The following is a 12,120-nucleotide window of genomic DNA, read 5'->3' on the forward strand; positions in this document are numbered from 1 at the left end:
CCGACACTCCCAGCCGAAGGACAAGACCATGAGCACCACCGACGACAACAAGACCATCGCCCGTGCCTTCTACGACGCCTACAACACCAGCGATCTGCAGGCCGCGTTCGACACCTACATCTCCCAGGATCTGGTCAACCACACCAACGGCGGTGCGATGGACAGGGACATGTGGATGGGTTCCGACCTCGCCGCGAAGACCGCGGTCCCCGACCAGACCATGACGATCCTCGGCCAGTCCGCCGACGGTGACACCGTCTACACCCACTGGGTCCTCGAGGGCACCTTCAGCAACGATGACCTGTTCGGCATCCCCGCCAACGGCAACGCGACCCGCCTCGAAGCCGTCGCCGTCGACGTCATCCGCGACGGCCAGATCGTCGAGCACAACGCAATCGGCGACTTCACCGCCTTCATGAGCCAGCTCACCGCTCAGTGAGCATCGTCCACGAACTGATGCGGTAGCCGGCTCACTCGACAGTCGGCGGAAGCGGAATGATCGCTGGCGGGACCGCACCGGATGTGAGGCGGCAGCCGAGGTCGACGTGGTCATCGACCAGGTCCGGGGGCAACCGGCCGCGGACGTGATGCGATCCCTCGTCACGGCTCGACAGGACCGGGGGCGTCGGCTGGACTGGATCGCGATCGGCTCGACCGCAGGGCAGGAGACCCCAGTCCCGTCCGCAGCGCTTCGCGCATCTGAACTGAGCATCGTCGGTAGTGGGCAAGGCGCCGCCGGGCGTGCTGCGTTCGTTGCGGAGCTGCCCGGCATCGTCTCGCAACCGCAGACGGCACGGCGACCATCGACGCGCAAGCTGCACCGATCCGGGAGGTCGAGTCCCGCTGGGCCGGCGACGCTGCGACGACGGGACGCGTGGTGCTCACGACAGCCGCCCGGTAGAGGATGGGCTAGCGAACGCTCGCTACGTCCATGCCGGGTCCGCTTTCGGCCCGGCGCTCGAAGCCGTGGCGTTCGTAGAACTCAGCCCGACCTCGGGCCGCGAAGAGCTGTACGTCGTCCACTCCGCGGCGACGTGCCTCGTCGACTAGGCGCGCGAGGACTTGGCCGCCGATACCTCCACCTCGAGCCTCTTCGGTGACGATCATCTCGGTCACGAAGGCGTGCAGCGCCCCGTCACTGATGAGCCTGCCCATGCCAACCAGGCGGCCGGCGTCATCCCTGACGGTGCAGACGATCCAGCTCCCAGACAGAGCGCGCTCGAATCGGTCCAGAGTCCAGTCCCCCCAACCAGTCTCGTCGTAGAGCGTCTTGAACTCCATCGCGGTCGGCGCGGAGAAGGAGTAGTCCATCCCGGAACGGTACTGCGAGACCGTCCCGCAAGCCGCTCGTCCACCGGTACGCGACTGGCGGCGACAACCACGACGACTTCCCTGTCCTGCTTGGCCGGAGTATCGCCGTCTCACATGTCGGGCGCCAGACAACTTGTCCACAGTCCGGGCTCAAGCACCCCTCCTGTAGGTCATCTGTCCGCCTACGCTGCCAAACAACCTGTCCCGGTCGTCCATCGGGCGGATCGCTGGTGCGCGGCACCTCGTCCCACCAACCAGTTATTCCAGTGTGCTTCGTTCCAAAGTCATACGACACACCGCCGGATACGAGGAAGTCACTCGGTGGAGTTCAACCTTTGGGCTGGCCCTCAGAGGGGCAGCCAGACCCGGAATAGCAGCACTCCGCCGGCTGCTGAGAGCGTGACCAGGGCGAAGAGGGTGAAAAGCATGGATAGCCGGAGGCTCCACAGCGCTCTCGTTACTTCCCTGCCGTACCAGACATCGAGCGCGCCTGGATTAGTTAGATCAGCGCGTCGAGGCCAACCAACCGACGAGTACAGGCTCAAGATTAGCGCGACGACTGCGAGGGCTATCCCTGCACCCACGCAAATTCCGCCCTGCCGAAGCTGCCACGCGGCCGCTTTCTGCAAGATCTCCGGCGCGGCGAACAGCGCAGCAGCCGCGGTGATAGCGCTAGCGACACCGGATCCGTCTCGCCAGCGCTCCGCGGCGCGGCGAACGGAGGCCAGCTGGTCTGCAACGAGCGCTTGGATCCGGTCGGCTTGTGCCGCCTCCGCTGAGGACAACGGACGCGCCGAGCGAGGCTTGATCGTGTACCCGGTCATACCTCTACCACCATCGTCCATCGCTGACCACAGCCTGTCATCCCGTGAGGGCGTCCACCATGTTCTAGCGGGCAAGTGCAGTGGACGGTGACAACCAATTCTGCATCTCCCTGACCGACGACGGCTGCGTCCGCTGCACCGATCACGGTGGTGCGATTCCAGACGTACTGCATCGGCCCGAAACAGTACGGGCAGTTGCCAGCGAGCGTGAGCTGGCGGGGCTTCTTCGACCTTTTCTTGCCGGGGGCGTTTGCGCTGAACGCGTCCGCGAGAGCGGGGTCCCGCATCTTTTGCGGCGACTGCGACCACCGCGACGATCGGTGAGCCTTCGTCATCGCACGCGCCCGCGACTCTCGAGGCGCAGTTCCGCTTCCATCAACGCGTGGAGGTCCAGATCGATGGTCTCGTGCCGGATCAGCTCGACGGCGAGTCCATACCGCTGGGAGGGGTACCCGGCTCTTTGGGAGTCGCTCCACTGACTCTGGGTGTGCTCCAAAACGAGGTAGAAGTCGGAGTCATTCGCGTCCCAAGCGCCGCCCGACCGGAACGATCGGCAGATTAATGTGTCGCTGCCCAGGGCTGTCACAACGGGTCTCATATCGGGAAGGTTTCGCTTGCCGGGCCGCTCGAACCATTCCGCTCCTGCTGCACGCTCAGCGCGAGTGGGCTGCTCGCGGTAGATCTGCTGCAGTTGCGCCTCGCTGTAGTTCCGGACGAGGTCGAATCGCATGTGTCCTGCAATGTAGTCGCGTCGACTGCGGCGAACCGGCGGGTCGTACGCCAGCGAGACTCGCACCTCGCGATCCCATCGGCCCGCCGAGAACTCCGCTGGGATCGGTAGTCGCACCAGCTGATAGGAGTTGGTTTCGATCTCACCCTCCAGCACACAAATTGCGTGGTCGGCGGTGCTCTCTGCCACCCGGGCCGCGACGGGAAATCCGTAAGTGCCGGCGTGCGGATTCGGCACTTGCCACGGCGGAGTCCCAGAGAGCGCCGTCAGGGCGCGTAGAAGGTTCGCACTCGCGTCTGGGTAGTGGTCCGCGATGTCGGCAATTTCGTGCGCGACGCGTGGTGCAGCGTAGCTGGTGCCCCAGGCGTTGCTAAAAAGCCTCCCGCCCGCCGATGGGCGAAGAGTGACCGGAGTCAGGCTCGGGTCCCGCTCGACGATGAGGCCGGAGTTCTCGTCCCATCCCCAGTTCCCGCCCGGCCCGCTGAACTCTGGCTTCTGCCTTCCTGCGGCCGAGCTGCTTTGCACGGGTCCGGTTCGCCCGAATGGCGATGGCTTTCCGACGTCGGCGATGCCCTGGCCACCGGGGAACCGAGCAGGGTCCATCGTGTCGCTGTGGGCGGTCGACCCGACTGTGACCGCGAGCGCCGCTGTGCCCGGGGATGCGACTCTTGAAAATTCGTCGGCGAGGTAGTCGGGATAGTTATGGAACCAATGCGCTCCGTCGGGAAGGTCCGTCAGGTTGCCTGCGGATACCACGACGACCATGACACTCATGAGTGGCGGGCGCGCCAAGCAAGCGGATGCCGTGTTTGCTCCCGCGCTCCCCATCCGGTTCCAAGCCGCCTTGACCCTTGAAAGCTTTCTTGAGCGCCAATCGCACCTCACCATTCTTGGTGCTGGTGACGACCTAGGCATGGCTCCCCTTGATTTCTATGTTAAGGAAATTTACCGCGCTTCGGCTGCTGTCTTCCACCTGCTAGCCCCCAAGCGCCTTCGCGCTGTCGAACATAATGCGCGGGCAAGTTTCCTAGCAGGCCTGGCCCACGGTTTTGAGCTGCCCGTGTTGATGGTAGTCGAGGAGGGATTTGAGTCTCCGCTCGACTATAAGGACCTGCTTTACACTTACGACAGCGCCGCCGGTCTGCAGGAGTATGTGAGAAGTTGGCTCGAGGCGCTACCGAAGCAGGCCGGAACTAATAAGCGGCTGGGGAAGCTCGCGCTCGATATCGAGCTCCCGTTGCGAAGCTTCGGACAGTACGTAGCTGAATACGAGCGTGACGAGCTAACAGAATACTTCGTGGAGACCAGCGAATTCAGATCAATTCTCGCGGGTGACTCGAAGGTTTTCGTGGGCCGCAAGGGCACGGGCAAGACAGCGACGATGAGCCAGGGTGTGCTCGAGCTGCGGAAGGATCGCAGAAACCTCGTGGTCTCGGTCAAGCCCTCCGCCTACGAACTTGCCGGGCTTGTTGAGTTTGTCAAGGCGCTCGAATCAGATAGCCAGTCCGAGTACGCCATGTTGAGCATCTGGACGTACCTCCTGTACACGGAGATCGCCGTTCGGACCGTTAGCTACGCGAGCGAGCGTCCCGCAGGCACTGGAACGGATGACGCACTTGTTCTTCTGACTCAAGAGCTAGACGACCTCGAAATCGACGTCGAAGCAGATCTCTCGACTCGGCTTGAACAGGCCGTTTCGTCGTTGACGGTGGAGTCTCGCAGGGACGGGGAGACGGCGCATGTCTACATCGGACGCGTGCTTGGGCTGCACCGCCTAGGGCACCTCAAAGAGCTCATCCTGCGAACACTGAAGGACTTCGACCGGGTGGCGGTCCTAATTGACAACCTGGACAAGACGTGGGAGCGCGGAGCGGACTACGGCGTGATGGCTCGGTTCATTCTCTCGCTCCTGACTGCGATTGGGCGCGTGGAAAAAGATTTCGGTCGCCCGCCGCGTGGGTTTGATCCAGTGAATGTTACTCTGACGGTATTCCTGCGAACTGACATCTACGATGCGATCGCGAAATTTGCGAGAGAGCCTGACAAGGTGGGAGTCCTGTCCGTTCGCTGGCAGGATGCCGAGCTCCTCGTGCGAGTTCTTGAGGACCGATATGCCGCGAATCGTTCAAGAAAGCGCGGCCTCCCTGCGTTCGATATGTGGGAGGACGTGTTCGATTCGGAGGTGAGGGGGCTTCCTACGCGCGACTATTTCCTGTGGAGGACTCTACCCAGGCCGCGTGACTTCATCTATTTTGCAAACGCTGCGCTCACGACCGCAATCAATCGAAAGCACTCCGTGATTTCAGCAGGAGACGTCACGACTGCCGAGAAGCAATACTCTCGTTTCGCCATTGAAGCCTTACTTGTAGAAAGTGAGGCTGAGGGCTTTGACCTCGAAGAGGCTTTGTATGAGTTTGCCGGCATTGATTCCACGATGACGGCAGGGGAACTGGATCAACTTTTAACCGACCACGATGATTCGTCGTCCATCAGAGACTGATTGATTCGAACGTCCTTTTTGCTTACAAGTGTGCTATTTGGCTGCGGAATTGCGTGCAGACCAAGAGTGTTACGGCACCACTAAGTGAACTCGATGGTGGGCCCACGTTGTCTACCAACGTTTTCGGCGCTGGGTGGATGCGCGCAAGCGCCACGCTTCCGTTGGTCAGCTACGCTCCGCCTATCGATACCGATGTGGAGGTCTATCTCGGCCCGGGTGTCTCGCGTGTCTTTGGCTATCACGATCGGATGCCAAAGCACGAGGCGTTCTTTGGCGTACCGCAGTCGGAGTGGCATAAGATTTACTCGTCGCCGTATGTGGGTTACTCGCAGCTGCCGTGCCTGTACAGCAGTCCGCAAAAGCCATTGCGGTTCTGCGGTGTTTACTTCAACGCGCAAATCTAGTCGAATCTGAGGAGCTCGGTCCCGCTGATTTTCTCAGCGGGACCGAGCTTTTCTACGCCAGCGCAGGGTCTGCATAGGCGGCTACAGCTGCTAGTACACTTCTCTCGCACCGGTAAAGCCGAGATGTATGTCTGTCAAATTGACAATAGGGTTACTCGACAACCAGTTCGACGAGCGCCCGGCATTCCGCGTTCTGCCCCTCCAGGGTGCGGGATGTCGGCTATCACTTCGAGCAGCCGCGCCCTCATCGAGGACGACGCACCCTTGGCGATCGCCACCGGCTCGGAGAAGGCGGCAGCTCGTGGCTGACCTCGACCAGCCCGACGAGACCGTCGATGCCGTGGCTGGGGGCATGCCGGGCGTGGATCCCGATGAGCTGACCAACGAGGAGCGCGACGCGCTCAACTACGCCGACGTTGAGGAGGAGGAGTTCAACCTGACGCGGCTGTTCCTCGAATGGGCTGAGGAGCACCTGTCGGTGGTCAAGTGCACACACTTGGACAAGAGCACCGCTGTGTGGTGCCCGGAGTGGTGGAAGCACCCCGAGGCCGTCGAACGGCTGTGGGCGTGGTTCGAGGCGCGGCAGGAAGCGGTGATCGACGCCGCGGATCGCGCCGATGCTCTGTCCGACTGGTGGTTGACGCACAGGGACCGCCACGCGGCGATCCTGTTCGGCGGCAAAGCCGGCTCGTATAGGTTGCCGAGCTGATTGACCAGCACCGGGCCGTCGGATCTGCTGAGATGTAGCGGGCCAGTAGCCTGACCTGATGTCCTCCATCAGCAGTCCGTCCCCTGCCGTCGACGGCGGTGTTCTCACGACGGAGCGGAGGCACAGTACTCGGGAGTACGACGGCCCGGCACGTCGAAGCGTCGCGCTGGCGGCCGTACTCGTGGGGTTACTCGGTACCAGCGTGTCGTTCTGGGGCTCGTGGGCGGCACCTGCTGCCATTGACGAGGCCGCAACGATGAGCGCCGCCCGCCGTTCTCTGCCGCAGCTCTGGGACATGGCGCACCACGTTGACGGCGTGCACAGCCTCTACTACGCCTTCGTGCACGTCTGGTTGCGCTTCCTGCCGTACGACTTCGTGACGCTCCGCTTCCCCAGCGCCATCGCCGTCGGGGTGGCCGCCGGGTTGCTCGTCGTGCTCGTGCACCACTTGACGAGCCTCCGTGCCGGCATCGTGGCCGGCCTCGTCCTGGCTGTCCTCCCCCGGGCTACCTCCTCGGGGCTGCAGGGTCGGTCGTACGCGATGTCGATGACCGTGGCCGTTGCCGTCACCCTCGTCCTCGTAGTCGCGACTGACCGGACGCTCCGCCAGCAGCCGCGCGCCTGGCTCTGGTGGACCGGATACGGCGTACTGGCCGTGCTCGGCTCGTACCTGTTCCTGTACTCCGCGTTGCTCATCGTGGCGCACGCCGTCACCGTGATGATCTGGATGCTCACTCGGCGTCGGCAAGGGCCAATGCTCCGTGCGGCCGTGTCCTGGCTCGTCGCCGCAGCAGTGGCAGGGCTGTTCACGATCCCGCTCGCCCGGATGACGAGCGGGCAAGCGTCGACGCAGCTCTACTGGATGGGCAAGGTCCTGCGTCTCGACGGCCGGCTGGTGAACTCGGTCTTCGTACAGCAGTACTTCGGCACGTCGACGCTCCTCGCGGTGGTCTGCTGGATCATCGTCATCGCCGGGGTCATCGCCGTGCTCGTCGTTAGACGGATCCGTCCCTGGTCGCGCGCGCTCGAGGTCGCCCTCCCCGCGATAATCGTCCCGATCGTCGCGGTCATCGTCGTGTCGGTCGTTGTGCAGCCGCTCTACAACGCGCGGTACCTCACCTTCACCGCCCCCTTCGTCGCGGTGCTGATCGGGGTCGCGCTTGGTGCGGTCCGCTGGCGCCTCGTCTCCGTCATTGGCGTTGTCCTCGTCGCCGCCCTCTGTGTCCCGCAGATCGCGGCGCAGCGCGCGCCGGACCACAAGACCGGTTCGCACTGGCGCGAGGCCGCGGCCTACATCACCGCCAAGCGCGCCCACCTGCCGAACAAGAGTGGAATCGACGGCGTCTACTACGGCCCACTGCCAGGTCACCCGATCCGGACCACTGAGTACGTCTCGTCGGCCTACCCGAGTGCGTTCATCGGGTTCCGCGACCTCACCATCGTGAAGAACGCCGCCTCGATCGGGCAGCTCTGGGCCGAACGCCTGCCCCCGAAGGCAGCACTCCCGCTCGACGGCGTCGGCCGCGTCTGGTACGTCGGAGGACGAACCGGCGACCAGCCGGCGGCGATGCGCGAGCGCCTCCGCGCCACGGGGTGGAAAGAGGAATCTCGGCACCGCATGGATGACTTTTACGTCATCACTTTCACGCAGCACTGAGAGTTGCCGTTCGTGAAAAGACGGTGAAACGCCAGTGTGGGTCGCTTCCACGGCTGTTCCCGCACGGCCGTGCCTGGCAGGTGAGACGAACGCCGCCGGGCTGGGAGTCGAATTGGCTAATCCGCTTCCTCAGTGACTTTCGTGCCCCTCGGGTAGGCACTCGCGGGGTGAGAGAAGGTGCTAGTTGTTGAGTAGGTACCGCCGCTGCTGCTCGAGAACCGCGCGGAGTGCTTCCTGGTTGATGAGGTAGCGCGGCCGTGAGGCGGCGTGGGTAGGTTCGGTCAGTGTCATCACGCCGAGTTCGACGAGCAGGTCGATGTGTTCCTGCGCCTGGTCGCGTGTGATGTTGATCGTCTCGGCGAGTTCGTCGGCGGACCGCGGGGTGGCCATCCCGCTGAGTGAGCGGATGATCAACGTGCGCGGGACGCTGCCAAGCGTCTTCACGATGTCCGTGATCTTGGGTTCGGGTGCCGTGTCCATCTGCATCATCATGCCAACTCCTGCGGTGGCCCGGGCTGGGGAAGGGCGGGCCGTGCTTGCAGGGGTCGTGTTGAACGGTCGGTGTAATCTTCTGGTGCTACGTCGCCCGGTGGGGTGAGTAGGGGCCGCGTCTGCGTGCGCACCACCCGTCCTCCCGAATGAGAAGCCGTGTTGTGAAGCAACCAGTTGAAGTCACTGCCTCCGTTGAGGCCGTCGCAGCCCCGCCAGCAGCTCGGGTTGGTTCTTCGGAAGCTGGCTCCGCTGTGAGCAAGCGGGAGCGCCTTGTCGTCGGGGCGCTGAGTGTGGCGTTCGTCGCCGTCCTGCTCTGCTGGGCCGTAATCACTCCGATCTTTCAGGCTGCGGATGAGTTGCAGCACCTCGATGCGGTCTTGCACCTCGCGCTTGGCTATAGCTGGTCCGATCCGGGGACGATGCATCTCCTGGCCGCAACCGCTGCCGCGTTTCAGGACCCGCAGCAGGTGTCTGGTCTGACGTGGGGGCAGCTGCTTGAGCGGTATTCGGGGCAGCTGGAGACATTCACTGCTGTTCCGGGCGTCAGCGCTATCAATCAGATGTCGCAGCATCCGCCGACGTCGTACTTCATCGGCGCCGGCCTGCTGCACCTGATCGGTTCCACGGACCTGCGGTGGGATCACGCGGTGCTGGCACTTCGGCTGTTGAGCATCCTCTTCACAGCGCCCCTTCCGCTGCTCGCGTGGGCGACGGTGCGACGGATGACGGGGTCACCGCGCGCCGCTGTTGTCGGTGCCGCCGCCATCCTGGGTGTGCCGCAGATCGCGGTTGTCGGATCCACGGTCACGAACGATGCCCCCGTCCTTCTGCTGAGCGGCCTGGTCACCTTCGTCGCGGTACGAATCCTCACGGGCGACAGCCGGGTACGGGCAACAGTGCTGCTCGGCGTGCTCATGGGAGCGCTGCTGTGGATGAAGGGCACCGCCTGGCCGGTCGTCCCGTTCGTCGCGGTCGCCGTCTTCGTGGGGACCTACCGACTCAGGGGGCTCCGCCTCGCGCTGCTTCGAACCGCGTTGGTTGCCGGCGTTTCCGCAGCCGCTGGGGCGTGGTGGTGGGTGCGCAACCTGCTGGTGTTCAAGACGCTGCAGCCGGAGGGGTTCGTCTCCCGGAAACCGAAGCTGTTCCCTGCTGGGCAAGGGCCTGACTTCCCTACCTACGTTGCCACGCTGTGGAACCGGCTCGGCGACACCTTCTGGGGCAGCCCCGGACGGACAGCGCAGTTTCCGATGTCACAGGTCTTCATCGACGTGAGCATGGTCCTCGCGATTGGCGTCATCGTTGTCTTCGCTGTCCGACGTCACCCGAACCTGTATGCGGTGGCGGCTGTGGCGGTGCTTCCGCTGACGTTCCTGCTCATCGAGACCACCAAAGCGTGGTTGGGCTATCAGAAGATGGGTGTCGTCGGCGGCACCCAGGGCCGGTACTACTTCCCCGCACTGATCGCCCTCATCACGCTCAGCGCCATCGCCTGGCGACGCATCCCCCGCACAGCAGTCGGTCAGAGCTCCCTGGCAGCCGCCCTCATGGTGGCCTTCGGAGTGATCGCGCTCTACGGGGTGAGCTTCGACTACCGAACGTTCTGGGAGAACCGGGCCCTCGCGGTGACCTCGAGCGGCCTCTCCACGTTCTTCCGAGACGCCAACGCTCCAGGATTCGTGGTGCTGGTCTGTATCGGACTGGCGACCGCAGCCATCGTGGTCGCAGTCACCCAAAGCCGCCAGCTCCCCCGCGGGACTGAGTCATGAGTTCGGCGGCAGTGCGAATCCGTGCTGGCTGGGTGCACCGCGTCCTGCCCGGAAGGCCAGCAACTGGGATCCTCGTCGCGATCACGGTGGCGTGGGTTGCGTTGCTGACCGTGTGGGCCCTCACCACTCCCCCAGGGAGCGCTCTCGCCGAAGCGAACACGGTCGATGGCGCCTTCCGAATCGCGCTCCGGGGAACGTGGCCGGCAGACGGGCAGCTGCATGCGCTGAACGCGACGCGGTGGATCTTGGCCGAAGGGTTCGCGACGCCCGCAACCACACACGGCTCCATCGCGGAACTCCTGGCGGCGCATCCAGGCGACGCACCCGACCGCAACGTTGCGGGTCAGGATCCTGTCGCGGGGTACTGGTTGAGCGCCGTAGTGCTTCGCGTTGCTGGGTGGGCGTCTCTTCGGTGGGATGAAGCGGTCATGCTGCTCCGCGCGATCAACATCGTGCTGCTCGCACCGCTACCGATGCTGGTGTTCGCAACCGCGCGTCGCTTCTCGCTATCACCGGTGACCGCGGCGATGACACCGGTTCTGCTCTTCACTGTGCCGCAGCTTGCGCAGACCGGCGGGACTGCGAACATGCTGGCGCCCGTGACACTGCTCTCCGCTATCGCTGTGTGGTTGGGCGCCCGGCTGGTGACCGGGGACCGGTCCTGGTGGACGTCCACTGCTGTGGCCCTGGTCGCCGGCGTCGCCATGACGATCAGCTACAGCGGCCTCCTCGTGGCTCTCTTCGCCCTGGTCTGTCTCGTGTTCGCGCAGGGCCCCGGCCTCCGTCGCAAGCTGATCGATGTGGGCGTCGTGATCGTGATCAGTGGCGTCTCCCTCGTCAGTGTGCTGCAGCAGTACCTGGCGCAGGTGCACCGCCTTGGGCTCGGCACGGCGAACACCGCGGCCGCGATACCGCAGGAATACACGTTGGGAAACGCGATCGACGGCCAGTGGTCCGGTCTCAGCACCCGGTTCTGGGGAAGCCTCGGACGCGATGGGTGGCTGCTGACCTCTCCCCTGTCCGCTTTCCTGACCGTCGGTGCTCTCGCCCTCGCGTGCTGGGCGCTGCTTCGGCGCGAGCCCGCTCTTCGTCGCGCCTGGCCGCTCCTGACGTGGAGCGGACTCGTCGTCGGAGCCGCGCTGCTCTCCGGGATCATCGCCAGCAGGAACGCACGTCTCGTCATGACGGGCGACGGACGTCAACTCGATCTCGCGGTCACGGCGCTCGTCACAGTGATCGCGATCACCGCCGTCTCACTCACCAGCTCACCCGGTCAAGCACGCGGAATCGCTCGAATCGCGACGGTCGGCTCTCCGATCATCGCCGCATACGGGTTGAGTGTCGCGTACCAGGGCGCGTACGAAGCGACGCACTTCGCGGTGTCGAAAGGAGGGCTATCGGCCATGACGGCCATCAGCCCGTTCGGGCCGGTTGGTATTGCTCTCGCGGTGTTGGTGTGGGTCGCAGCGACAGTCGCGGCGGTAGTTCTGGTGGTCCGTGCGACGAGGCTCCGGAGCGAGCTTCAGGGATAGTCTGTGCCAGCGATGCAACCAGAACTGGAAGCCACCAACAGCGGCCCGACCGTGCAGGCCACGACCTCGCCGTTCTCCGACGCTCCCGCCGTCGTCACGGTGCGGAACGTCTCCAAGCGCTTCACCATCCGCAAGGACAACTCCCTCAAGGAGCGCGTGGTCACGCTCGGTCGCGCCGGCCGCCGACACAGCGAG

At 64.3% G+C, this 12,120-nt stretch carries 9 protein-coding genes and 1 pseudogene; 7 read left to right on the forward strand and 3 right to left on the reverse strand.

Annotated features, from left to right (window positions below):
• The first annotated feature begins 28 nt into the window (after positions 1–28).
• Positions 29–439 (forward strand): ester cyclase, encoded by a 411-nt coding sequence (locus DEI95_RS05115; protein ID WP_111059573.1) that lies wholly within the window; start codon positions 29–31, stop codon positions 437–439.
• A 470-nt stretch (positions 440–909) separates the two neighbouring features.
• Here DEI95_RS05115 and DEI95_RS05120 read toward each other — a convergent pair whose 3' ends face one another.
• Positions 910–1,311 carry a GNAT family N-acetyltransferase gene (locus DEI95_RS05120; protein ID WP_110826164.1) on the reverse strand — a complete coding sequence of 134 codons (402 nt, stop codon included), beginning with the start codon at positions 1,309–1,311 and terminating at the stop codon, positions 910–912.
• A gap of 1,155 nt (positions 1,312–2,466) precedes the next feature.
• Positions 2,467–3,693, reverse strand: coding sequence for a S8 family serine peptidase (locus DEI95_RS05130; protein WP_375342341.1), 1,227 nt, complete (start codon positions 3,691–3,693; stop codon positions 2,467–2,469).
• On the opposite strand from DEI95_RS05130, the gene DEI95_RS05135 reads away from it, so the two are divergent.
• From DEI95_RS05135 to DEI95_RS05145, 3 genes are all read left to right on the forward strand, one after another.
• Positions 3,629–5,365 carry a P-loop ATPase, Sll1717 family gene (locus tag DEI95_RS05135; RefSeq protein WP_181436198.1) on the forward strand — a complete coding sequence of 579 codons (1,737 nt, stop codon included), beginning with the start codon at positions 3,629–3,631 and terminating at the stop codon, positions 5,363–5,365. The genes DEI95_RS05130 and DEI95_RS05135 overlap by 65 nt on opposite strands.
• A 705-nt stretch (positions 5,366–6,070) precedes the next feature.
• Positions 6,071–6,478, forward strand: a complete 408-nt coding sequence (locus DEI95_RS05140; RefSeq protein ID WP_181436199.1) for a DUF4913 domain-containing protein — start codon at positions 6,071–6,073, stop codon at positions 6,476–6,478.
• Positions 6,479–6,734: 256 nt separating this feature from the next.
• Entirely contained in the window at positions 6,735–8,135 is a 1,401-nt protein-coding gene (locus tag DEI95_RS05145) for a glycosyltransferase family 39 protein (RefSeq protein WP_111059578.1), read from the forward strand.
• 180 nt (positions 8,136–8,315) lie between these two features.
• Here DEI95_RS05145 and DEI95_RS05150 read toward each other — a convergent pair whose 3' ends face one another.
• Positions 8,316–8,627: a hypothetical protein gene (locus tag DEI95_RS05150; RefSeq protein WP_111059579.1), complete on the reverse strand. Its 312-nt coding sequence runs from the start codon at positions 8,625–8,627 to the stop codon at positions 8,316–8,318.
• Positions 8,628–8,878: 251 nt separating this feature from the next.
• On the opposite strand from DEI95_RS05150, the gene DEI95_RS05155 reads away from it, so the two are divergent.
• The 3 genes and pseudogenes from DEI95_RS05155 to DEI95_RS05165 form a co-directional block, all read left to right on the forward strand.
• Positions 8,879–10,393: a glycosyltransferase family 39 protein gene (locus DEI95_RS05155; RefSeq protein ID WP_181436200.1), complete on the forward strand. Its 1,515-nt coding sequence runs from the start codon at positions 8,879–8,881 to the stop codon at positions 10,391–10,393.
• On the forward strand, positions 10,390–11,925 hold the full coding sequence (locus tag DEI95_RS05160) for a glycosyltransferase family 39 protein (protein WP_111059581.1): 1,536 nt from the start codon (positions 10,390–10,392) through the stop codon (positions 11,923–11,925). The genes DEI95_RS05155 and DEI95_RS05160 overlap by 4 nt, the downstream gene beginning before the upstream one ends.
• Positions 11,926–11,937: 12 nt before the next feature.
• Positions 11,938–12,120 (forward strand): annotated as a pseudogene (locus tag DEI95_RS05165) (hypothetical protein); the annotation flags it as partial.

The sequence above is a fragment of the Curtobacterium sp. MCBD17_008 genome (genome assembly GCF_003234475.1).
Classification (GTDB): domain Bacteria; phylum Actinomycetota; class Actinomycetes; order Actinomycetales; family Microbacteriaceae; genus Curtobacterium.